The sequence below is a fragment of the Rhizobium anhuiense genome, assembly GCF_003985145.1.
GTDB lineage: Bacteria > Pseudomonadota > Alphaproteobacteria > Rhizobiales > Rhizobiaceae > Rhizobium > Rhizobium anhuiense.
In genome coordinates this window covers 90,131-113,255 of record NZ_ML133539.1, presented here as the reverse complement: position 1 = coordinate 113,255, position 23,125 = coordinate 90,131, and the positions used below count along the sequence as shown (strand labels likewise).

Here is a 23,125-nt window from a genome sequence, read left to right as displayed (position 1 = left end):
GAATGACGTGGTCGCCCTTCTTGACCGAGGTGACGCCCGGGCCGACATCGACGACGATGCCGGCGCCCTCATGGCCGAGGATGGCCGGAAACAGGCCTTCCGGATCGGCGCCCGACAAAGTGAAATCATCGGTGTGGCAGATGCCCGTCGCCTTGACCTCGACCAGCACTTCGCCGGCCTTCGGCCCTTCCAGCTGCACGGTCATCACTTCGAGCGGTTTTCCGGCCTGAACGGCAACGGCGGCGCGAACGTCCATCTTCATATCTCCCTGCTGATTTTGTTGCTTCCCAGCTGATTTATCGGGCTCGAGCTTGGCATGGTCGACGAACTCGGCTCAAGCAAAAACACCCGGCCGCCCGGTCTTTCCCTTTCAGGCGAATTCCATGATCACGGCATCGACGGCCAGGCTTTCGCCGGCTGCAGCATTGATCTTGGAGACGACGAGATCGCGGTCGGCGCGCAGCACGTTTTCCATCTTCATCGCCTCGACGATCGCAAGCGTCTCACCGGCCTTGACCTCCTGACCCTCGGCAACGGCGATGGCGATGACGAGGCCGGGCATCGGGCAGAGCAGGAGCTTGGAGGTATCGGGCGGCAGCTTCACCGGCATCAGCCTGTCGAGTTCGGCATGACGTGGCGAAAACACCTTGGCCCTCACCGAAAGCCCCTGCCAGTCGATGCGCAACCCGTTGAGAACGGGACGGACCTGCGCGATGATGTCGCGACCGCCGACCTTGCCGCTCCACACAGGGTCTCCCGGTCTCCAGTCGGTGACAACACTCCGGTTCTCGCCCTCGATCGCCATGTCCATATCGAAAGGGATGGTGACGAGACCGTCGAGCAATCTTGCGGCGACGTGGTTGTCGCCGATTTTGACCACCCAGTGCTCGCGCAGCGCGCCCGATGCAGCACGCAGGCGATCGGCGAAACGTTCGCGGCGGTTCGCCTCGATCAGCGATGCGGAAAGCGCGATGGCGGCAAGCACGGCCTCCTCTTGCGGCTCCGGTTTCATCGGCGCGAAACCATCGGGATATTCCTCGGCGATGAAGCCCGTGGAAAGCCGGCCCTCGCGCCAGCGGGGATGTTTCATCAGCGCCGCCAGGAAAGGAACATTATGTTCGATGCCGTCGACGACGAAGCCGTCGAGCGCCCGGGCCATGGCCTCGATCGCCTCGAGCCGCGTCGGCGCCCAGGTGCAGAGCTTGGCGATCATCGGATCGTAATACATCGAGATCTCCGCACCCTCGAAGACGCCGGTATCGTTGCGGATGACGACATTGCCGGTCCTGCCTTCCGCCGGCGGGCGGTAGCGCGTCAGGCGGCCGATCGAGGGCAGGAAATTGCGGTAGGGATCTTCGGCATAGAGCCGGCTCTCGATCGCCCAGCCGTCGAGCCTGACATCTCCTTGAGCAAAGGGAAGGGGCTCGCCCGCTGCGACACGGATCATCTGCTCGACGAGATCGATGCCGGTGACGAGTTCGGTCACCGGGTGCTCGACCTGCAGACGGGTGTTCATTTCCAGGAAATAGAAATTGCGGTCGCGGTCGACGATGAACTCGACGGTGCCGGCGCTCTGGTAGTCGACGGCTTTCGCCAAGGCGACCGATTGTTCACCCATCGCCTTGCGGGTTTTTTCGTCGAGGAAAGGCGAGGGCGCCTCTTCCGCGACCTTCTGGTTCCGCCGCTGGATCGAGCATTCGCGTTCGCCGAGGTAGACGACGTTGCCATGTGCATCGGCCAGGACCTGGATCTCGATATGGCGCGGCTCAACGACGAATTTCTCGATGAAGACACGGTCGTCGCCGAATGAGCTCTTCGCCTCCGAGCGGGCGCGCTCGAAGCCGTCGCGCACCTCCGCCTCGTTCCAGGCAATACGCATGCCCTTGCCGCCGCCGCCAGCCGAAGCCTTGATCATGACGGGATAGCCGATCCCGGCTGATATCACTTCCGCATGGACGGCATCCTCGATGATGCCGAGATGGCCGGGCACGGTGGAGACTCCGGCGGCGTTGGCGAATTTCTTCGATTCGATCTTGTCGCCCATCGCCATGATCGCCTTCGGCTTCGGGCCGATGAAGACGATTCCCTGCTTTTCCAACTCGGCGCAGAAGGAGGCGCGTTCGGAGAGGAAGCCGTAGCCCGGATGCACCGCCTCGGCGCCAGTCGCCTTGCAGGCAGCGATGATCTTTTCGGCAACCAGATAACTTTCCGACGCGGCGGCCGGGCCGATATGCACGGCCTCGTCGGCCATCTCGACATGCAGCGCGTCCCGATCCGCATCCGAATAGACCGCGACGGTTTGAATGCCCATGCGGCGCGCAGTCTTGATCACGCGGCAGGCGATTTCGCCGCGATTCGCGATCAGGATTTTCTTGAACATCGAGACTCCACCCAGAAATGCATCCCGGAGTTTTACGCACAAAACACCGGAACGCACAATCAGGCTTGCGGAGGGTCAGGCGACGGCTGCTTCCGAGACGGGTTCTTCGTCGACGATGCGCAGCCAGCGGCTGCGCCGCGGCTCGGCATATTCGCGCAGCTTGACGGCGGCCATGATCCCCGCCCAATGCGGATGATTGGCGCCGGCCAGTGTTGCCTGCTCGATCTGCTGGAGCACGCCGTATTCGACCGGCGAGACCGGGATGATGCCGCCTTCGGCGACGCTTCTGAAGATGCGCATCGCGAAATCGACGTCCTGGCGGGTAATGCCCCGGCGATCGACGGCACGCGACAGCTTGTAGCCACCGATATTGTCGGTGATCGCCAGGCGGAGCTGATCGAGGGCGAGCGCTCTCAATTCACCCGGGACATCGGCCGAGACCTCCATGACATGGAGAATGAGCTCGAGTTCCAGCGCCGAGTTGACGACACCATCGGTCGTGAACATGCGCATGATCCAGGCGACGTTGATTTCATCAAGCGAGCCTTGCGGATAGGTATAATGGACGATGAAACCGGCGAGCTGTTCGACGAAGAAAGCGTTCCACGCGGCACATTTTTCAGGGCAGGAATTATTGAGCGCCAACATCGCCACGACATCGTCGGATGTCCGAATGCCATGCGGAAAAGCATGTTTGCGCAACAGTATAATATCTTCGGCCGTCAGCCGATGCTTGCCGGCCACGACACAGGCCGGAAAAGCGAGACGAAATTCGCTCATGTTTTAACTCCAGGCTTCATCATGAAACCGGAGACTGTTTTATCGTCTGCGAATTGACGATCCCTCAAGAAGCGGAGTTAACCCGATATTCCCGGGGTCAGGAGGATTTTAACGATTGCGCCTGCAACCGCTCGCGCCAGATGATGAAGAGGCCTGATGCAACGATGATGAAGATGCCGATCCATTTGGAAAAGCTCGGGAAATCGTTGAACAGCGCATAGCCGAGAACGGTCGCCGAGATGATCTCGAAGTATTGGAACGGCGCAAGCAGCGACAGCGGCGCGAGGCGGAAAGCCCGGACCACCAGCATATGCGCATATCCGGAGATCGTGCCGAGGGCGAGCAACAGGACAAGGCCGAGACCGGAGGAGGGCAGAGAGACGGCAAAATCGGCATTGCCGGAACTGTTGCCGACGAGAAGGGCGGCGGCCATGAACACCGTTCCGCCGATTCCTGCCATCGTCTGCATGGTCAGCGGCGAATCGGCCTCGCCGATGGCGCGGTTGAGGAAGAGATAGAGCGAGAACAGAAAGGCGCAGGCGACCGGCAGCAGCGCCTTCAGGCCGAAAATCTCGTAGCTTGGCTGAATGACGATCATCGCGCCACCGAATCCGACGACGATCGCTATCCAGCGCCGCCAGCCGACCTTCTCTCCGAGAAACAGCGCCGACAGGGCGGCCAGCATGAAAGGCTCGACGAAATAGATGGCGAAGACATCGGCAAGCGGCATGTATTTGACGGCGACGAAGAACAGCAGGCTCGCGCCCCCATGCAGCGCACCGCGCAGCAGGTTCATCCACGGCCGCCGGGCCGAAAGCGCCTTGAGCCCGAAAAGGGCGAAAAGAATCGGCAGGGTGCAGGCGATCTGGAAGAAGAATCGATAGAAGGTCACCTGACCCGGCGACATCGCCTCGAAGGTCGCCATGTATTTGGCGATCGCATCCATGGTCGGCAGGATGAGCATGGCGCCGGACATGATGGCCATGCCCTGCAGGGAATTTTGATGGGGCTCTGACATGGCTGCTGATTCTTGCGAGGATGACGCCATCAATCACGGCAAAGCCGGGCGATCAAGCCAGGCAGCCGCAAATAGCTTCGAGGTGATGTCGAAATCGTCGCTTAGAAAGCGCTCCCCTGAAGGGAAATGGTGCGGTCGAGAAGACTCGAACTTCCACGGGTTGCCCCACAGCGACCTCAACGCTGCGCGTCTACCAATTCCGCCACGACCGCATCGTGGTAGGTGCCGATTTGCGTCGGCGGGGCAGCATGTAGCAAAAGCATCTGGGGTGCACAAGGGCGATATGACAGTTTTTTTGAAAACCGCTCACAGCATTTGAATTGGCCCCGAAACGGGTCCATATAGCGGTCCTGCCGCCCCTTTTTTGCAGGCATTTCGGGGAGAGCGGCAAGGAATGGCCATGCTTCGCACCGATCTCGAATTCTCCATGCTTCCCCAACCCGGCACCCGCCCGGTACGCTGGCGCATCGCCGATGGCCTCGTTGCCTATGAGGAGGCGGTGGCGACGATGGAGCGCGAGGTGGCGGTGATATCAGATGGCGGAGACGAGCTCGTCTGGCTCGTCGAACATCCGCCGCTCTATACTGCCGGCACCAGCGCCAATGCGAGCGATCTCGTCCAGCCGGACCGTTTTCCGGTCTTTGCGACGGGGCGTGGCGGTGAATATACCTATCATGGACCCGGCCAGCGCGTCGCCTATGTCATGCTCGACCTGAAAAGGCGGCGCCAGGACGTGCGCGCCTTCGTCGCCGCCCTTGAGGATGTCGTCATCCGCACGCTCGACATGATGAATGTTCGTGGCGAGAGACGTGAAGATCGCGTCGGCGTCTGGGTGCGTCGGCCGGAAAAGCCATTGCTGGCGGACGGGACGATGGCCGAGGACAAGATCGCCGCCCTCGGCATAAGGCTGCGCAAATGGGTGACCTTCCACGGACTGTCGCTTAACGTCGATCCGGATCTCGATCATTTCGGCGGGATCGTGCCCTGCGGGATATCAGCCTATGGCGTGACCAGTCTCGTCGATCTTGGCTTGCCCGTGATGATGGCCGATGTCGATATCCGGCTGCGCACCGCCTTCGAGTCGGTTTTCGGCGAAACGACGGGCGAGAACTGACTCAGCATGACGGCGACTTGTCCGGGGCAATTTGCATTTTTCCGCGGATCAATGCGTCGCGCGACATGGTAGACGCGCAGTTCTTGAGCGCCCATTTCCCTTCGGACGACGTCCCCTGGCGCATTTTAGGGTCAGGATCAGCAAATCAAATCGCTGCACTGCGAGATGTGGGTGAAGGTCTTAACCTATAATTAGCGGTGTCAAATATATAGGACATCACAACGCTGTGGATGTGGAAGTCTTGCGGACAATGAAAAAAAACTCAGCGGCAAGCTGGTCGATCTTCGATGTGTATTTCGTTCTCGATATTGTCGAGAAGGTCCTCATCGGGTATTTTTTCGTCGCGATCGTCATGCGTGTCCTGCCGCAGATGCAGGATAACCGGGCGATCATCGATTTCCTGCTGATCGTTTCGGAGGGCGCTGCGGCCTTCCTGATCCTGACACGCCGACCGACGAGAAATGCGTCGCTGCGCCTTTTTGACTGGACGGTCACCGCCATCGGCACGCTCTTCCCGCTGCTCGTCTCACCCTCCGCGACCACGCCTCTCGCGCCGCTCGCACTCTGCGGGACGGTGATGGCACTCGGTTTCATCCTGCAGATATCGGCAAAGCTGACATTGCGGCGAAGCTTTGGCTTGGTGCCGGCCAATCGTGGCGTCAAGATCGGTGGACCCTACAAGATTATCCGCCATCCGATGTATGCGGGCTATCTGATGACGCATATCGGCTTCTTCCTGGCCCATCCGAGCTTTTGGAATTTTGCCATCTATGCGACCGCCCTTGCCGCGCAGTGTTTCCGCCTTCTGGCGGAAGAGCGCCTGCTCAAACAGGATCCTGCTTACGAGGCCTTCATGGGCAGAACCCGTTACCGGCTCGTTCCATTCCTATTCTGAAACGACAGACAAATAGATCGAAAAAGAAAGGGCCGATTTCCGGCCCTTTCTTTTATCGGATCAATGCGTTGCCCGGCATGCTTCGGTGCGGGATGCGCCGCTGTCGGCACCCTTGGTGTGGGAGCCCTTGGGGCCAATCATGCTGTGGCACGGAGGCAGGGGGGCGATGCTCGCCGTTGCGGTTTTGTCGACGGCAGGGGTCGCCATGGCGCTCGGGGCGAAACCGTCGCTGTCATTGGTGTAGTCGCTGGAATAGGCCGGGGCCTTGCGGCTGCTGTAATGGACCGGGGCCGGCTTCGACACCGGGCTCGGTGCAAAACCGTCGCTGTCATTGGTGTAGTCGTCGGAATAGGTCGGCTGGGCGAAGGCAGCGCCTGCAAGGCTGACGGCGAACAGGGACGCGGCAAGGGCAAATTTGATGCGCATGGGTCTATCTCCTCAATCTGCTGTTGAATTCCACAACATAAACTAACCCTCGGCACGCACGAGTTCGCGCCCCAATTCAGGCAATTTTGTGAAAAGATGGCGACGTAGCCGCGACCTTTTGTCCAAATGAAATCACAGTGTTGTCAACGAAATTGACGTTCTCGTTACGCAAGCCGCCTAAGCAAAATAACAAAATACGGCACTCACAAAAATGGATCGGCCTGCAATCTTAAATTGTTAACTTTTGGTAATGTAGGCGGAGGGGTGGGGAGGCCTTGGCGCCTCCCGCTTATGATCGGTATGTTGGGTGTCAGTCCTCGTTCGGAATATGCGCGTCGACGCCGGTCAGCTGCAGTTTATTGCGGACATGATGGACGCCATCGACCGAAAGCGCGGCGAGTTCGACCTTGCGGGCGATGCCGATCGTCTCTACCGAGCCTTCCAGGGTGACGACGTGGCCGTCGGCGTGAACCTCGATGCTGTCGATGTCGACTTCAGGAATGTTTTCGAGATTGTCGTTGACCCGCGCTTCGAGGTCGTCGCTTTCATCGCGGTCGATGGTATCGGCGCGCAGCGAATCCTTCAGGCGATTCTCGTTACCGTCCTCGTCCGTGCCATCGACCCGGAAGCCCTTGTTGGGATCGCTGTCAAAATTGGCTGCGGTCTCGCCATAGGGGCGGTTGGCGGGGTCGGCGCCGGTGCCGTCGGCATAGGGCCAGCCGGCGTCGAGATTGCGTTCCTCGAGGTCGCGATAATCTTCTTCGCGGGAAAGCTCAGGCTTTTCCCGGGAGAACTGGGTCTTGTCACCGATCCTTGCCATTGCAGTCGCTCCTTGTTTTTTGCCGGGTTCCTTTGCTGGAAACGCCGGCATCAGCGAATGGTTCGGTGTGGAGGGGATTTGTCAGGCCGACGTTTTTTCCCATTTCTTCACGAGACGCTCGCGTTTCAGCCGCGAGAGGCGCTGCAGCCAGAAAATGCCGTCGAGCTGGTCGACCTCGTGCTGGATGCAGATGGCGAGGAAATCTTCGGCGGCGTCCTCGTGCATGGCGCCTTCTGCATCCTGATAGCGGAATCGGATCGCTCGCGGGCGCGTGACCTCGTCGGTCGCGCCGGGCATGGAGACGCTGCCTTCGGCATGGCTCATCGTCTCCTTCGAAAACCAGGTGATTTCCGGATTGACGTAGAGACGTACGCCGTCGGCCCTGTTGAGCTCCAGCACGGTCACGCGGCTGAAGACGCCGATATGGGCGGCGGTGATGCCGACGCCGGGCGCGGCCCGCATGGTCGCCAGCAGGTCGTCGGCAAGTGCCGTGAGTGAGGAATCGAATGCCGTCACCGGCGCGCAGACTGTCTTCAGACCCGGATGCGGATAACGCAGAATCGGACGGATGGGCATGGGGCTGGCTTCCTCTTAGACGGGCTCTGCTTGGACGGGTGAGGAAACTATCGCCGGCCGCAGGCATTGTCATCACGAAGCACGGTTTGCCGCTTTACGACGCGAATGCTTTGGGCTAGCAGGGGCCAAGAATTCCGGCTGCGGGAGCCTCGCGCGGGATTCGCTTATCCGCTTGTTGACAATGTGTTTTCGGCCGACATTTGCGAATGCGGCACGGCAGTCGTTGAAATTCGAACCAGGTGCGAGGGCGGCAGATGACGACCACCGACGGGGAAGACCGCATTCGCAGGCGTCCTGACGGCGAGGAAGCCGATATCTACGACGAGGACGGCAATGTCCGCAGCGATTTTCTGGCGCTCGTCGGCGCCGCAATCGCCGACCGCGACACGCTGTTCCTGCGCCAGAACGTCGCCCGCCTGCATGAATCCGAAATAGGCGACCTGCTGGAAGCGATCCAGCCGGATCAGCGCCTGGCGCTGGTGCGCCTGCTCGGCGACGATTTCGACATGACGGCGCTGACCGAGGTCGACGAGGTGATCCGCCGCGAGATCGTCGACCAGATGCCGAACGAGCAGATCGCCGCGGCGATCGGCGAGCTCGATTCGGACGATGCCGTCTACATTCTCGAAGATCTCGACAAGGAAGACCGGGAAGAAATCCTTGCCCAGCTGCCGTTCACCGAGCGGGTGCGGTTGCGCCGGGCGCTCGACTATCCCGAAAGCTCGGCCGGGCGCCGCATGCAGACGGAATTCGTCGCGGTGCCGCCGTTCTGGACGGTGGGACAGACGATCGATTACATGCGCGACGAGGAGGATCTGCCCTATTCCTTCTCGCAGATCTTCGTCATCGATCCGACCTTCAAGTTGCTCGGCGCCGTCGATCTCGATCAGATCCTGCGCACCAAGCGGCAGACGAAGATCGAGCAGATCATGCGCGAGACCAACCATCCGGTCCCTGCCGAGATGGACCAGGAGGAGGCTGCTCAGCTTTTCGAGCAGTACGACCTTCTCTCGGCTGCTGTCGTCGACGAGAACGGCCGACTGGTCGGCGTGCTGACCATCGATGACGTCGTCGACGTCATCCACGAGGAGGCCGACGAGGACATCAAGCGCCTCGGCGGCGTCGGCGACGAAGAGCTATCCGACAATGTGCTCTCGACGGCGCGTTCGCGCTTCCTGTGGCTTTTAATCAACCTCGGTACGGCGATGCTGTCGGCAAGCGTCATCGGTCTGTTCGACGCCTCGATCGAGAAGATGATCGCGCTCGCCGTGCTGATGCCGATCGTCGCCTCGATGGGAGGCAATGCCGGCACGCAGACGATGACGGTGACGGTGCGCGCGCTCGCCACTCGCGATCTCGACATCTACAATGCCGGCCGCATCATCCGCAGAGAGGCGGGCGTCGGCATCCTGAACGGAATCGTCTTCGCAACGATCATGGGCGCGATCGCAGGCACCTGGTTCCACGACTACCAGCTTGGCGGCGTGATTGCGGCGGCGATGATCATCAATCTGATAGCGGCAGCCCTTGCCGGCATCCTGCTGCCGCTGCTGCTCGACAAGGTGGGGGCCGACCCGGCGATCGCCTCTTCCGTCTTCGTCACGACGGTGACGGACTGTACCGGCTTCTTCGCCTTTCTCGGTATCGCCACCTGGTGGTTCGGTATCTGAGCCGCCAAAAATTGACTATTACGTAAAAGTCAATATTATCGTCTGTCCGACGACGGGGAACACATGCCGGTGAACAAGTTTTATAGCATAACGGAACTGACGCGCGAATTCGGGGTCTCGACGCGCACGCTCCGCTTCTACGAGGACGAGGGACTGATCCATCCGGAGCGGCGTGGGCGCACCCGCCTGTTTCGACAAGCCGACCGGCGGCTCATCGCAGAAATTCTCCGCGGCCGGCGCATCGGTTTCACCATCGCCGAAATCCGCGAGATCATCCAGGTTTACAAGGAGCCGCCGGGCGAACTCGGCCAGCTGAAGCTCCTGATGAAGCGCGTCGATGAGAAGCGTGACGACCTGCGCCAGAAACGCAAGGATATCGACGACACGCTGGCGGAACTCGACGCTATCGAAGAGACCTGCCTCGGCCGCCTGGCCGAAATCGGCGTCACCACCTGATCACGCGCGGTATTGTCGGCGAATTCATTCAGCCTCGGCGCTGCATTCTGCGGCAATTGTCTGGACCCGCTCGTCGTTCTGTATATCGATCGCGCCCGCCTGAAGTGGCGTGAACAGGGCCTGCGCCTGCAATTTCTCCAGCGTGCACTCGCAGAAGCTGCGGCAGAGAGCTTCGCCCTGCTGCATGACGCAGGAGGCGTTGCATTGCCTTAGGTAAGTCGCAACCGGATCAGGCGCCTGCGGTGGGACCACGAGGGAAAGCCCATAGGTGATACCGATCAATACCGGCTGGTGGATGAGGTAAAAGGCAAGGCTGTGGCGGCCAAGCCTTGCCGGCCACCAGGAACCGGTGCCGATGGCGGCAAGCCGGTGCAGCAGTCTGGTTCTGATGGCGATCGAGGCAATACTTAAACCAGCGAAGAAGGGCGTTGCCCAGGGAAACAGCGGCACGTAGTCGTTGGATCGTTCCGGCATCACCGCAAGGCCGATCCAGGCGAGATATCGGGGATCGAAGAAGGACGAGCGAAGCAGGCCGGGTGGACCGAAATTATCGGTGATCCAGGCGGCAAAGAGCGCGAGCGTGGCGATAAGGGTGAAGGCAAGCGGCAGTCTCAAAAAAACAACGCCGATAAGGGTGAGCACCGCGATACAATGCAGGATGCCGAAATAGATCCACTCGTCCGGCATCGCGATGCGCGTGGCGATCGAGATTGCCGCGGCTGCCGCGGCGATCATGCCGAAGCGCTTCCAAAAGGAGGGCCAGCGAATCTCGGGCTTGCTCGAGAGCACCAGGCTGATGCCGACGATGAAGAGAAAGGTCGTGGCGATCGCCCGGGCATAGATCTTCAGCCAGCCGGTCTCGGCCGTGCCCGGCGCGAGATAGCCCATGAACTCCATATCCCAGCTGAAATGGTAGCTCGCCATGGCGATCAGCGCGACGCCGCGCGCCGTATCCAATAGACCGATGCGCGGCGGTTTTGTCACCACATCGGTTTCCGTTGCCGGCAATGTCATCAAAGTCCCTCGGGCAAATCACGTCCGCCGCTTGACGGCCTGTCGCGGCGAATAGCAGAAAGGTTGAGATTTGATGGCGGGCCGGCATCCATGATCGCCAGTCGCGCCTCCGAGAAGAACTGCCGCCGCGCCAGCACGAAGATGACGATCGCCGTGGTCAGCATGAAGACATAAGGGTTGATGAACCAGCCGAGATAGCCGATCGACAGGAAGATCGCCCGGAGGCCCTCGTTGAAATTACTGCCGGCAATGACGTTCATGCGGATGACGCGTTCGGCGGCCCGCTCGGCGGCGATGACGTCGCGCTCGGTGTCGCGCATCATTGGGATCGAGCCGAATAGGATGGTGCAGTAGTTGAACAGCCGGTAGGACCAGCCGAATTTGAAGAAGGCGTAGCCGAAAAGCGCAGCCAGCCCGCCGACCTTCATCTCGAAAACGGCGTGGCCGCCATGAAAGACGAAAGGCAGGTCGGCGAAGACGGCGTCGACCTTCTCGGTCGCGCCGAGCAAGGCAAAGCAACTGCCGATCGCGAAGATCGAGGTGGATGCGAAGAAGGCGGTGCCGTTCTGCAAGCCGGCCATGATCTGCGTGTCGATCATCTTCAGGTCGCGGCGCAGCGAATTGTAGATCCATTCCCGGCGCCGTTCGGTCATCGCATGGGTCAGGCTGGTGCGTCCGAAGAAGGTGCGGCCGTGCAGCAGCCAGGAATAGCCCATCCAGACGCAGGCAAAGAAGGCCAGAGCGATATAATCCGCCGTCGTCATCAGTGATTCAGTCTCCGCATGAACGCGGCCACTATGCCGCAAGTCGGATTGTGCCGTATGGCCGAGTTCGGCGGCTATACGCGGGCTTTTGGCCATGCGGCACTTCGGCATAATAGAGCCGTCGGGAAACGACAAGGCTTAGTGGACAACCGACCGGCATCTTCCGGAGGGAGCGCGCTGAAATCCCTGTTATCAACGAGCTTGCGTGGCAACCGGCAGACGAGAGCGCACCGTGTTAACCGCTTGTAAAGTTGTGATGGCCAATTGTTCAGGACTGAACCTGAACAGCTGATTCAAAAGTGACCCATGAGCCGGCCGGATTACATCCCGAGTCTCGATGGCCTGCGCGGTGTCGCTGCGCTTCTGGTCGTTGGAGCCCATATTGGCTTTATCTTTCCAATCACAGCTCCGCATCTCGTGTCGATGGGCGACGAAGCTGTCGGTTTGTTTTTTGCTCTTAGCGGCTTCCTGATGGCTCATCTCTACGGCTCACGGCCGGTCACGAGAGAAAACGTGTTGGATTTTCTTGTGAGCCGCTTTGCCCGCATCTACCCGGTCTATCTGGCGGCCGTCGTTCTGGTAGCGATGCTGTCGAGCGTGCAAAATCTGGATTTTGTTCAGCCGATCGCGGGCGGCGCGGATTTTGTGCGCCATGTCTTTCTTCTCGGCTCCAGTGGTGTTTTCTGGTCGATACCACCTGAGATCCAATTCTATCTGCTCTTTCCCGTCCTGTGGCTTTGCTTGGCCCAGCCGCAACGCTATAGCGGCATGATTGTGGGCCTGACCGTGGTCGTCGTCGTGGACGGACTGGTTGAATTGCCAGGCCCGGGAATATTGCTCGTCTCCAAGCTCCCTTATTTTCTTTTCGGCGCACTTGCCGGGATGATGCATTCCTACTGGAGCAGCTGGATTCCATCGACCCTCACGGGAATTTCAACGCTTTTCCTTCTGGCGGTGTTTTTCACTTACAGGCATATCTTCCCGGGCTTTTCCCCTGAATTCTGGAGCCTGCAAAGCGCGGTGTCCGCAGCCGTCATCGTCGGGCTCGTCGCTCGACAACCCCCGATCGCTGCAGATGTCCTGGCAGCTGCACCAGTACGGTTTCTCGGGAAGATCAGCTTTTCACTTTACCTTTTCCATGTCCCCATAATGTTCCTGGCGCGTCTGACTTTTGATGGCTTGATGCCCGAACCGGCGCTCATCGTGGCGACGCTTTTCGTAGCGGTAGCCGGGGCATGGTTCATCCACGAGACGATCGAGGCTCCCGGTCGTCGGCTGCTGGTCAGGCTATGGCAGAATAATCGCACGCGCATGGTTCCGCACGAAACTCCGGCCGATCAAATGGATCGCGCGATCGTCAACCTGCAAGAGATCGAAAAGCGCCTGCTGCACGGCGCTATGCCCGAAACCCAGGATGGGGCCGACGGCACGGTCATTCAGGATAGTCGCGACGAGAAGCTTCGCGCATAGTGCTCAGTTGAGCTCTTGGGCGAGTCCGATGAGAAGCCCTCAAAGCCCGCGGATGTAGCAGAGCCGATACGCGTCCTTGTACTGCACGACTTCGCCCACGAGTTGCGCGCCGCGCCTGCGGAGCCTTTCAAGCGTCTCGTCGATATCATCGACCGTGAACATGACGCGAAGGTAGCCCAGAGCGTTCACCGGGGCATTGCGGTGATCCGCGACAGTGGGTGGCGTGAGGAAGCGGGAGAGTTCGAGCCGGCTGTGACCGTCCGGCGTGCGCATCATGGCAATCTCGACGCGCTGATCGCCCAGTCCAGTGACACGTCCGGCCCATTCTCCTTCGATCGTGGTCCGCCCTTCGAGCTCGAGACCGAGCTCGCCAAAGAAATCAATCGCCTCTCCGAGGTCGTCGACGACGATTCCTACGTTGTCCATCCGTTTGAGCGCCATGCGTTCAATTTACAATGTGTCGTCTCGTCTAACAACGGACAAGTTGTGCAAACCTTCCCATTTGAAATGCTATAGTGACTGACAAGGCGGACCGCTTGGTTTGGCGCATAACCCCGAAAATCGGATTCGATTTTCGGAAAGGATTATGCGCAAACTCAAAGTGCTGGAGCGTCCCATTGGACGCGGGACGCTCTCGTGTGCACCGAATGTCGCACCGGCTCCATGCGATGTCGGTGTGCCGCGCGGATTTTAAACCGGCCCCGCTTATGCTTGCATCCTTGTATTCAGAAGGCGCACCCATGTTTCTCTCGGTATTCGATGTCTTCAAGATCGGTGTCGGGCCGTCGAGTTCGCACACGATGGGTCCGATGTCGGCGGCCAACCGGTTTCTCGACCTGATCCTGTCGAGTGAATGGCCGCGCCCGTCGTCGGGCGCACAGGTCGCAGCCATCAAGGTCAGCCTGCACGGCTCGCTCGCCCATACCGGTATCGGCCACGGCACGGGCAGGGCGGTCATTCTCGGGCTGATGGGCGAGGCGCCCGACAGCGTCGATCCTGACAAAATGGACGGCATCATCGATACTGTGGAGCGCACCGGCCGCATCACGCCGGCGGGCCATCCCGCCTATCAGTTCCAGCCGAAGACCGACCTGATCTTCGACAAGAAACAGCCGTTGCCCGGCCACGCCAACGGCATGATCTTCTCGGCCTATGACAGGGATAGCCGGCTGCTCCTCAAGCGCATCTATTATTCGGTCGGCGGCGGCTTCGTCGTCACCGACACCGAGCTCGAACAGATGCGGGCGAAGAAGAACGCGGCCGGCGGAACGCGCGTCCCCTATCCCTTCGCCACCGCCAAGCAGATGCTTGAGATGGCGGAGCGCTCCGGACTGTCGATCGCGCAGATGAAGCGGGCGAACGAAGAAAGCCAGCGTAGCCGCGAGGAGCTCGATCAGGGCCTCGACCGCATCTGGGAAGCGATGCGCTCCTGCATCGAGCGCGGCCTCAAGGTCGAGGGCATCATGCCCGGCGGCCTCAACGTCAAGCGTCGCGCCCGCCGGATTCACGTCAAGCTCGAGGAGGAGTGGCGCAGCAACCGCGTCAACCCGCTGCTCGCTAACGACTGGCTCAGCGTCTATGCGATGGCCGTCAACGAGGAGAATGCAGCCGGCGGGCGCGTCGTCACGGCGCCGACCAACGGGGCTGCCGGTGTCATTCCGGCGACGATCCGCTATTACGAACATTTCCACGAGGACTGGGATCAGGACGGTATTCGCGACTACCTGCTGACGGCGGCTGCCATCGGCGGCATCATCAAGCACAATGCGTCGATTTCTGGCGCCGAGGTCGGCTGTCAGGGCGAGGTCGGGTCGGCGGCGGCGATGGCGGCCGCGGGCCTTGCCGCGGTCATGGGCGGTACGCCGGAGCAGATCGAGAATGCCGCCGAGATCGCGCTCGAACACCATCTCGGCATGACCTGCGATCCGATCGCGGGCCTGGTGCAGGTTCCCTGTATCGAGCGCAACGCGCTCGGCGCGGTCAAGGCGGTCACCGCGGCATCACTTGCCGTCAAGGGCGACGGCCAGCATTTCGTGCCGCTCGATGCCTGTATCGAGACGATGCGCCAGACCGGCCACGACATGAGCGAGAAATACAAGGAAACATCGACCGGGGGACTCGCCGTCAATGTCGTCGAATGCTGAGTTTGTGGACGCTGGAAGCTTGCTCTTGACGCTCGCTGCCAAAAGGATTTCAACGGCAGCATGGCATTGCATCTCATCAAACTCTGTGTCGGCGCCGACTCGATAGACGATCTGCGCGAATGGGTGGCGGAACGCGCGCTGCGCGCCATTGCCGCCGGCCTCGAGCCGCATTCGGTGCATACGACGCGCATGGTGCCGAAACGCATGGAGGAGCTGCTTGACGGCGGTTCGCTCTATTGGGTGATCAAGGGGCAGGTGCAGGCACGGCAGAAGCTGCTCGGCATCGAGACCTTCACGGACGGCGAGGGGATTTCGCGCTGCCGCCTGGTGCTCGGCCCGGAGGTCATCGAGACGGCGGTGCAGCCGAAGCGTCCCTTCCAGGGCTGGCGTTATTACACTGAGGACGACGTGCCGCGCGACCTGACAAGCCTTGGCGCCGGCATTGCCGAAATGCCCGCGGATCTTCGCCGCGAGCTTACGGAACTTGGCCTGCTGTAAGCCCGTAAATCAGAAACAATTTCCGAACGATTTATGCGTGTGGCAGCCGTCCGATCGGAGACGCTGCCACTCTCCGCAGTTCAGCGCAGGCGCAACTGCACCGGCGCGCTGCCGTCCGGCGAGGTCACATGCAGGTGGATCCGGGCTTCGGGCTGGGAATAGCGCCAGGCGCGCGCGCCATGGCAAAGCAGCAGATTAATGAGATCCCGGGTCTTCGGAGATTTCGCCTTCGGCCGCTGCAGGCCGATCTCGGCCAGGCGCAAAGCCGCCTCGTGCAGCGGATGCAGAGATGAGCGCCCTTTGGTCGCCGTGCGGCGGTCTGAAGGCACTCCCGGAAAATTCTCATTGATCGCCATTGTTTTCCTCGTACGCAATACTGATCGAGTTCAAGAATTGTGGCCGGAAACGCAAACACCGATTCCGGCCGTTACCGATGCCGCCGGCCATCTTGCAGGCAGCATCGAATAGCTCATTGGGCAGCCGCCCAGCACTTGATGCCGGCCTTCTTCAAGGCCTTGCAGGCGTTGACCGCATCGCGCTGGTCGTCGAAGCCACCAAAGCGGGCACGGTAAAGCTGGTCACCTCCAGCGGCGTAGGCGACTGCGAAAGGCTTTGCCGAGGCCAGTGCCTTGCCGCCCTTGCTCTTGGCGCTTTCCAGAAGGTCCATGGCCATCTGCCGGCTCGGCGAGACGCCGACCTGCACGACCCAGCCGGTCGGGCCGTTGCTGATTGAAGCAGCACGAGTCGGGGAGGGAGTGGTCGAAGCGGTCGTGACGTTATCGACAGCGGTATCGCCCTGTTCCGGCGCCATGGAGGCGGACGCCGGCGTCGGTACCGTGACCGAGGCCTGCTGCTTGAAGGTCATGGTCTTGACCTTGGTCGGCGCCGGCATCGGCTGTGCTACCAGCGGATTGTCGGATTTCGACTGAGCGGTCTCGGCATAAGCGACTTCGGTCTCGGCGACCTGATAGCGGGCATCCGGCATCGGCCCCTTATGCGGCAGGCTGAGATCGGCAGCGGTGGCAGAGACCGGCGGCTGCGCTGCGGTGATCGTCTTTGCGACCTGCTGTTGGGCCATTTGCGGCTGAGCTTTCTGCTGGGCCTTCTGCGGCTGGACCGGAGCAGGTGTTTCGATCATCGCCGGGGCAGGGGCTGCCTGGGCGATCAGCGCCGACGATCCACCGCGGCTCGATGCCTTCGGCAGGTAGGTGGCGATCAGATTGCGCATCTGGGCATCGCGGGCAGGCGTCGAGGCGCCGCCGAGCACAACACCGACGATCGATTTGCCGTCGACCTGCACCGAGCTCACCAGGTTGAAGCCGGCAGCGCGGGTGTAACCGGTCTTGATGCCGTCGACACCGCGCACCGAACCGACGAGGCGGTTGTGGCTGCGAATCGTGCGGCTGCCGAACTTGAAGGCGCGTGTGGAGAAATAGCCGTAATATTGCGGGAAATGCTGACGAAGGGCGATGCCGAGGCGGGCCTGATCGCGGGCTGTCGTCATCTGCGCCGTATTCGGCAGGCCGTTGGCGTTGCGATAGGTGGTGCGGGTCATGCCGAGCGCATGTGCCTTGGCGGTCATCAGTTGGGCGAAGCGATCCTCACTGCCGCCGCCTAGCATTTCGCCGAGTGCGGTTGCTGCATCATTGGCCGACAGGGTGACGAGGCCGAGAATGCCCTGCTCGACGGTGATCGTGCCGCCGGCGCGCACGCCGAGCTTGGTCGGCGCCTGGGCTGCCGCATGGGCGGAGAAGGGAACCGGTGTATCGAGACGGATGCGACCCTGCTCCAGCGCCTCGAAGGTCATGTAGAGGGTCATCATCTTGGTCAGGGAGGCGGGGTATTGCAGCCGGTCGGCATTCTCGCTGTAGAGAACGTTGCCGGTCTTGGCGTCGACGACGATGCCCGCATATTTCGGGTTCGCCGCTTCCGCGTCGGCATTCACCGAATCGACCAGGACGATCGTGACAGCCACCGAAAGGATCGCCAGCAGCTTTGCGAAAAAGCTGCCGGATCGGGACGATGATACGGAGGAGACTGACCTTGACACTATTCCACTCTTCGCTTGCATTTTCAGATATTTGGCATTTCGGATATTGGGGCAGGAACCGCACACCTCCCGCCGCACAGCTCGTCTTTCAAAATTACCGGTTGGGCGTTACCAATCCGTTTATGATGAATCGTTTATTTCGCTGTCCGGGGGGCATTTTAGGGACCTGTCGCAGAACGGTTCACAAGACGCGCGTCCACAAAGGTGCGGATAGCGGCATCAATATGTTCCCACTCGTCGAGATGGCTGCTCGAGAAACGGTAGAGAACGCTGAGATCCCTGCCGACCTTGATATCGCGCTGACAATCTCCGCTCGCCGCCTTGTCCGGGGCTGAAGGTAAAATGCAGCGCACGACGTAGTCCGGCCTGCCCTTGAGGGGCGCCGTCAGCAACACTTCGTCACCGTAACCGGCATCGGCGCGAAGACGATGCAGCGTCAGTCCGTCGCGGAAAGGCTCGGCCGGTCCTTCGAGCAGATGCGAATAGATCGGCTCCAGCCGCCCCGACATGTCGCGCGACATGGTGCTCTGTGTGATCTGCAGGAAGATCAGGCCGGAGGATTGAGCGACATCGTCGAATCGAAGGTGATTTTCCTTGCCGTAACCCTGCATTTCGGGCCAGGCGAGGTAGAGATCGACGCGCTCGGCAGCGCCCTCATGCCTTTGACTGGGGAAGCGGATGGCATTTTCCGGGAATTTGACGGTGTCGCGGCCGATGGCCAGCATGATTTCAGCCGTGCTGTCGGTGTTGCCGGCGAGCGAGATATGCCTGCCGAACCAACGGCCGCCGATGCTGATGGCAATAGTCAGGGCCGCCAGAATGGCGATCACCGCCATCGTGCGGAAGAGAAACCCCATGGAAAGAAGCGGTTGCTCGTCGGTTGCGCTGTGCGCGGCATGGCTCATGGTGGTTCTTCGCGTTTCGGTCCGCCCCAGGAAGAACATGAGCCGCCGGTACCGATGATGAATCTCATCGGTATGATCGGATCGGTATGGTTAACAATTTGCTAAGGGGCTGAAGGCAAGCCTTAAAAAAGGGGCGAGCCGTTCCCGGGACAGCGGGAACGGCTCTTGGGCGCCGGTCGGGGACGGGATGCGGGGACTGACCGGGCCGCAGACTGCAGCCGACATGGCCGGCAGGCTTGTTCCTACTTGACGCTACCGACCGCGACAGCGCGGCCGTCCTGAAGCTTCGACCAGCGGGCCGGATCGTCGGCGGACTGGCGCTTCAGATAGGTGTATTCGGTATCCGACCACAGCAGCACCTTGTTGCGCATGTTGTCGAGGATGAAGTCGCCGTGATCGGTGCGGACCGTCAGCACGGCATGGCCTTCGCCATTCGGCTGGAGCACGACTGTTATCAGCGTATCGGACGGCGAGAAGCCGTCGTCGATCAGCATCTTGCGCTTCAGCAGCGCATAGTCCTCGCAGTCGCCGACGGTGGTTGGATAGGCCCAACGCTCTTCGACACCGTAGATCTGCTCATCCGTCATCGGCTGGATCGTCGAATTGACGGCGTAGTTGACCTTGAGAATTTCCTTCCAGCGATCCTCGGTGAGGATGGCCGGTCCGGCATCGCCGCCGACTTCGACACATTCCTTTGGATTCGCCTTGCAGAATTCATAGTGTCCGATCGGCGGGCTGGCATTGCCCGCCAGGGCCATGCTGGCGGGCATCGCCTGTCCCGAACCCGCCATTGCCATGGTGATGGCACCGGCCAGAAGGCCGCCTTTCAGGATATTTGCAGTTGTCATTGCCGTCTCCCCGTAAGTTAGGGTGACAATGGCACAGACGTTTTTACCTCACGCAAAATTACGCAATAGAATTAAAGGCTTAGTTGATTCAAATGCCGATAAAACTTGGCTAAAAACAGATTCGAATGCGCATAAAATTCGAAGCGGATTTGTCGCGAAATCGATTAAAATTGTAATTCACGCAACAAGGCTTTCACCCGCCAAGAGGTTGCGTTGCCGTCCTCATGTTAAGGGTTTTCGTTGAGCCGGATAATTTTCGGTGGCCGGCTGGCGATCTCAGGCGGGGTGCGACCGGCCGGAAAGGTCGCCGGAATGGACCGATTCGGTCGGTTCAAAAGCGGAATATCGCTCAGACCCCTGATGCCGGCGGGAAAATTATTTTTGCTGGATATCGCGAAATCGATCGGTCGCTGCGACGATCGCCGCGCTCATGTCCGGATTTGCGATGGAATGGGCAGCACGCGGAAGGACGCTGAGCTCGCTTTGCGGCCAGGCGCGGGCGAGTTCCCAGGCAGTGACGAGCGGCGCCTCGATGTCGAACCTTCCCTGCAGCAGGATACCGGGAATGCCGGCAAGCCGCGTGGCGTTCTTCAGCAGTTCGCCATCCTCCAGCCATGCGCCATAGCTGAAGTAATGAGTGATGATGCGGGCGCGCGTCAGCAGATAGGCGGGATCAGCCCAGCGGCGCGGCAGGCCTTGGGGATCAGCAAGCAGGATCGAGGCCGCTTCCCAATCATGCCAGTCGCGCGCCGCCTTGAGGCGGGTCTCCGGGTCCGGATCGTTGAGGAGACGATGATAGGCGGCAACCATGTCTTCCTCTCGACCCGGCACCCCTGGGGGAATGGCCTGACGGAAACGGTGCCATTCTTCCGGGAAGAGCGGCGCCATGCCGCGAGAGAGCCAGTCGATTTCCGAGCGGCGGGTGGTGGTCACGCCTGACAGGACGATCGCCGCGACCCGCTCCGGATGGGTTTCGGCATAGGCGAGCGCCAGCGTCGAACCCCAGGAATTGCCGAAAAGCAGCCAGGTGTCGATGCCGAGACAGGTGCGCAGCCGCTCGATGTCGGCCACGAGATGCCAGGTGGTGTTAAGGGAGAGATCGGTTTCGGGATCGGCAGCACTCGGCAGGCTGCGGCCGCAATTGCGCTGATCGAACAGAATGATTCGGTAGGCACCGGGATCGAAATAGCGCCGCGCCGTGGTCGAGCAGCCGGAGCCCGGTCCGCCATGCAGCACCAGCGCCGGCTGGCCCGCCGGATTGCCGCAGGCCTCCCAGTAGATCAGATTGCCGTCACCCGTATCGAGCAGACCATGATCATAGGGTTCGATTTCCGAATAGAGAGCTGACATCGGTGCCCCTGCGGTCGAAGCCGACCTTATCCATCATATCGCTGACAAAGGGAAGATGGGCGAGGGCGGGGCATTCCCGGACGCAAATTACTGCACAATCCTGGGCGACCTCATCGGGCGCCGATCGGTGTCGCAGCTTGTTCCACTCATAATATTATCTACCGACTGGATGGAACGACTTGCGACAGGAATAGACGCTTGCCTTCCAAAGCCGGATTTGTTGCCACTTGCAAAGCTCTTGCCATGAAGTGCAGGCTTTTCAACACGACCTGACCGGGTGCGCGCCGGATCCGGCAATCGCGTTCGATGGAAGCCCGTCAAGAATTGCCCCCGCCACAGAACCCTCGGCAGGGCAGCCTCATTTTCAGCCATTGTTACAGGAATTCGCGCAGCGTCTCGCGGGACTGGATCGACAGGAATTCGATCGCCACGCCTTCGACGAAATGGCGCACAACGCGGCCGCGCATGTTGCCGAGGCGCACCGCCGTCCCGATCGAGGGACGCATCTCGACGTCGACGGCAGCACCAGACAGCGAAAGGTCCATGATGCGGCAGGAATAACGCGTGCCGTCTTCGAGCGTCAGCTCGGTCTTCGTGTCGCGCGGCGTCAGGCGGTCGTGGCGGCGATCTTCCGGCAGGCCGAGTTCATGTTTGTTGGCGAGCCAGGTGAGCTGGGCCGCGAGCTTCTCGCGCTTCCGGTCGGTGGCGTTGATCGACATGGTGAAGCCGCGGCCATCGAGCGTCTGGACATAACCTTCGACGCGTCCGAGATGATCGATATAGGCGACGACGCGTTCGTTGGCGCGCGGCCGCCCGGAGCACGTGACGTACATGTCGCCGGGCGACATGTCGATCACCATGCATTCGAACTCCTCGTAGTTCGCAAGCATCAGCCGGCCCTGCATGTTGATGGGCACACGCTGAAAAACGCCCTGTTCAGGGCGCGGCGCAGGTCGTTGCGTCTGAGCTGGCTGGAACGAGTGCATCAAAGGGCTTCTTCATCAAATCTGAGAGTCCGATCATTACCCGCAATCCATTAACAGAAGGTTGTTCCGTCTCGTCCCGACATAGCCGAAAACGAGTATGCCCGATGTCCCGAAACGAAACCCTCAGCGCGCCTCCGCACTCATCAGCAGCTGCGACACCATGCGGCGCATGACCTGTCCGAAACGGGCGCTTCTGCCGGCGACAATCTCGTTGATGGGGCGCAGTTCGACGGGTGCTGCCTTGCCGAACTTTCCGGGCAGCAGACGGCTGCGGTCGAGCGCCAGGAATTCGAGCGGTACGATCTCCAGCCAGCTCGCAGCCGCAGTCGGGGCAATGGCGCCGAGCAACCGATCACAGGCGCCGTTCGGTGAGCGCAGCGGCATCATGATAATCTCGAAGGAGGCCTGATGGCCGACGGTGCTGTAGCCGGTGGCATTGAACAGGGCGGGCATGGCATGGTCCATGACGCCCATCGCCGTGCGTTCGATATCGGCGTGCTGGCCATGGGCCCAGAGCGATGAAAAACGTTCGCCGCGCAGATCATGGCCAAAGAGATCGCAGATGCGGGTGCCGGCGAGCCGGAAACCAATATCTCCGCCCTCGCGCGCCTCCAGAATGAAGAGACTTTGCAGCAGATGCGGGACGGCGGAGGGTTCGACCTCTGATTTCAGCGGCGCATCGGCAGCGCCGCGGATACGGTTCCAGTAGTCAAAAATTTCGATGGTCGTTTGCACACGCATTTCACACCAACCTGTCCCATTCCGGATCATTTTCGGGCACTCATTGCCCCTACAGGCTCTACCTTGCGGATTTCATGCCAAACCGCGGCGGTTAAGGTTAAGAAAGGGTTTCGGTTGAGGTGCTGCGCCAGTCGTGCCACTGTCCCGCATCGCTTCGACTTTCGAAGTTCAGCACAACCTGCCCGGGCCGAGGTCTTTTCCTCGAACTCCCGACACGCCG

Annotated in this window: 24 protein-coding genes and 1 tRNA gene; 7 read left to right on the top strand and 18 right to left on the bottom strand. The window is 60.8% G+C overall.

The window, feature by feature from the left end; genetic code table 11:
- The 5 genes from EEQ99_RS30800 to EEQ99_RS30780 all read right to left on the bottom strand — a co-directional run.
- Positions 1–256 (bottom strand): alcohol dehydrogenase catalytic domain-containing protein (locus tag EEQ99_RS30800; RefSeq protein WP_164735995.1); only part of this gene is annotated, 256 nt, incomplete at its 3' end.
- Positions 257–370: 114 nt separating this feature from the next.
- Positions 371–2,380 carry an acetyl-CoA carboxylase biotin carboxylase subunit gene (locus EEQ99_RS30795; RefSeq protein WP_097623405.1) on the bottom strand — a complete coding sequence of 670 codons (2,010 nt, stop codon included), beginning with the start codon at positions 2,378–2,380 and terminating at the stop codon, positions 371–373.
- Positions 2,381–2,455: 75 nt separating this feature from the next.
- A complete protein-coding gene (locus tag EEQ99_RS30790; protein WP_097623406.1) occupies positions 2,456–3,160 on the bottom strand; it encodes a hypothetical protein in 705 nt (234 codons plus the stop codon).
- Between the two features lie 97 nt (positions 3,161–3,257).
- Entirely contained in the window at positions 3,258–4,208 is a 951-nt protein-coding gene (locus EEQ99_RS30785; RefSeq protein WP_174824518.1) for a DMT family transporter, read from the bottom strand.
- Positions 4,209–4,305: 97 nt separating this feature from the next.
- Positions 4,306–4,390: transfer RNA gene (locus tag EEQ99_RS30780), tRNA-Leu, on the bottom strand.
- A gap of 182 nt (positions 4,391–4,572) precedes the next feature.
- Between EEQ99_RS30780 and lipB the strand changes: the two genes are divergently transcribed.
- The gene (gene lipB, locus EEQ99_RS30775) at positions 4,573–5,292 is read left to right on the top strand and encodes a lipoyl(octanoyl) transferase LipB (protein ID WP_047615320.1); all 720 of its coding nucleotides are present in this window, start codon (positions 4,573–4,575) and stop codon (positions 5,290–5,292) included.
- Between the two features lie 250 nt (positions 5,293–5,542).
- On the top strand, positions 5,543–6,187 hold the full coding sequence (locus EEQ99_RS30770; protein WP_047615318.1) for a methyltransferase family protein: 645 nt from the start codon (positions 5,543–5,545) through the stop codon (positions 6,185–6,187).
- Between the two features lie 60 nt (positions 6,188–6,247).
- Here the strand turns inward: EEQ99_RS30770 and EEQ99_RS30765 are convergent, their stop codons facing one another.
- From EEQ99_RS30765 to EEQ99_RS30755, 3 genes are all read right to left on the bottom strand, one after another.
- Entirely contained in the window at positions 6,248–6,613 is a 366-nt protein-coding gene (locus EEQ99_RS30765; protein WP_047615317.1) for a hypothetical protein, read from the bottom strand.
- Positions 6,614–6,923: 310 nt separating this feature from the next.
- A complete protein-coding gene (locus tag EEQ99_RS30760; RefSeq protein ID WP_097623408.1) occupies positions 6,924–7,433 on the bottom strand; it encodes a BON domain-containing protein in 510 nt (169 codons plus the stop codon).
- A gap of 81 nt (positions 7,434–7,514) precedes the next feature.
- A complete protein-coding gene (locus EEQ99_RS30755; protein WP_097623409.1) occupies positions 7,515–8,009 on the bottom strand; it encodes a peptide deformylase in 495 nt (164 codons plus the stop codon).
- A gap of 254 nt (positions 8,010–8,263) precedes the next feature.
- Between EEQ99_RS30755 and mgtE the strand changes: the two genes are divergently transcribed.
- On the top strand, positions 8,264–9,679 hold the full coding sequence (mgtE, locus tag EEQ99_RS30750; protein WP_047615313.1) for a magnesium transporter: 1,416 nt from the start codon (positions 8,264–8,266) through the stop codon (positions 9,677–9,679).
- 63 nt (positions 9,680–9,742) lie between these two features.
- Entirely contained in the window at positions 9,743–10,135 is a 393-nt protein-coding gene (locus tag EEQ99_RS30745) for a MerR family transcriptional regulator (RefSeq protein ID WP_018242133.1), read from the top strand.
- A gap of 24 nt (positions 10,136–10,159) precedes the next feature.
- Here the strand turns inward: EEQ99_RS30745 and EEQ99_RS30740 are convergent, their stop codons facing one another.
- Entirely contained in the window at positions 10,160–11,149 is a 990-nt protein-coding gene (locus EEQ99_RS30740) for a heparan-alpha-glucosaminide N-acetyltransferase (protein WP_097623410.1), read from the bottom strand.
- Positions 11,149–11,913, bottom strand: coding sequence for a DUF599 domain-containing protein (locus EEQ99_RS30735; protein ID WP_097623437.1), 765 nt, complete (start codon positions 11,911–11,913; stop codon positions 11,149–11,151). Before EEQ99_RS30735 ends, EEQ99_RS30740 begins: the two co-directional genes overlap by 1 nt.
- Positions 11,914–12,219: 306 nt before the next feature.
- Here EEQ99_RS30735 and EEQ99_RS30730 point away from each other — a divergent pair, with 306 nt between their 5' ends.
- Complete coding sequence (locus EEQ99_RS30730; RefSeq protein WP_127431652.1) at positions 12,220–13,383, top strand: acyltransferase family protein; 1,164 nt, start codon at positions 12,220–12,222, stop codon at positions 13,381–13,383.
- Between the two features lie 39 nt (positions 13,384–13,422).
- Here the strand turns inward: EEQ99_RS30730 and EEQ99_RS30725 are convergent, their stop codons facing one another.
- Positions 13,423–13,824 carry a VOC family protein gene (locus tag EEQ99_RS30725; RefSeq protein WP_127431651.1) on the bottom strand — a complete coding sequence of 134 codons (402 nt, stop codon included), beginning with the start codon at positions 13,822–13,824 and terminating at the stop codon, positions 13,423–13,425.
- Between the two features lie 299 nt (positions 13,825–14,123).
- Between EEQ99_RS30725 and EEQ99_RS30720 the strand changes: the two genes are divergently transcribed.
- A complete protein-coding gene (locus tag EEQ99_RS30720) occupies positions 14,124–15,527 on the top strand; it encodes an L-serine ammonia-lyase (protein ID WP_127431650.1) in 1,404 nt (467 codons plus the stop codon).
- A 60-nt stretch (positions 15,528–15,587) separates the two neighbouring features.
- Positions 15,588–16,025, top strand: coding sequence for a DUF1489 family protein (locus EEQ99_RS30715; protein WP_047615304.1), 438 nt, complete (start codon positions 15,588–15,590; stop codon positions 16,023–16,025).
- Positions 16,026–16,105: 80 nt separating this feature from the next.
- Here the strand turns inward: EEQ99_RS30715 and EEQ99_RS30710 are convergent, their stop codons facing one another.
- The 7 genes from EEQ99_RS30710 to EEQ99_RS30680 all read right to left on the bottom strand — a co-directional run bounded on the left by EEQ99_RS30710 (position 16,106) and on the right by EEQ99_RS30680 (position 22,935).
- Positions 16,106–16,381: a hypothetical protein gene (locus EEQ99_RS30710; RefSeq protein ID WP_047615302.1), complete on the bottom strand. Its 276-nt coding sequence runs from the start codon at positions 16,379–16,381 to the stop codon at positions 16,106–16,108.
- Between the two features lie 113 nt (positions 16,382–16,494).
- Positions 16,495–18,096 (bottom strand): D-alanyl-D-alanine carboxypeptidase, encoded by a 1,602-nt coding sequence (locus EEQ99_RS30705; protein ID WP_127431649.1) that lies wholly within the window; start codon positions 18,094–18,096, stop codon positions 16,495–16,497.
- Positions 18,097–18,233: 137 nt separating this feature from the next.
- A complete protein-coding gene (locus EEQ99_RS30700; protein WP_097623414.1) occupies positions 18,234–19,019 on the bottom strand; it encodes a hypothetical protein in 786 nt (261 codons plus the stop codon).
- A 203-nt stretch (positions 19,020–19,222) separates the two neighbouring features.
- Complete coding sequence (locus EEQ99_RS30695; RefSeq protein ID WP_047615296.1) at positions 19,223–19,828, bottom strand: transglutaminase-like cysteine peptidase; 606 nt, start codon at positions 19,826–19,828, stop codon at positions 19,223–19,225.
- Positions 19,829–20,203: 375 nt separating this feature from the next.
- The gene (gene pip / locus EEQ99_RS30690) at positions 20,204–21,178 is read right to left on the bottom strand and encodes a prolyl aminopeptidase (RefSeq protein ID WP_127431648.1); all 975 of its coding nucleotides are present in this window, start codon (positions 21,176–21,178) and stop codon (positions 20,204–20,206) included.
- Positions 21,179–21,552: 374 nt separating this feature from the next.
- Positions 21,553–22,164 carry a PilZ domain-containing protein gene (locus EEQ99_RS30685; RefSeq protein ID WP_047615292.1) on the bottom strand — a complete coding sequence of 204 codons (612 nt, stop codon included), beginning with the start codon at positions 22,162–22,164 and terminating at the stop codon, positions 21,553–21,555.
- Between the two features lie 123 nt (positions 22,165–22,287).
- Positions 22,288–22,935 carry a PAS domain-containing protein gene (locus tag EEQ99_RS30680; RefSeq protein ID WP_174824517.1) on the bottom strand — a complete coding sequence of 216 codons (648 nt, stop codon included), beginning with the start codon at positions 22,933–22,935 and terminating at the stop codon, positions 22,288–22,290.
- Between the last annotated feature and the right edge of the window lie 190 nt (positions 22,936–23,125).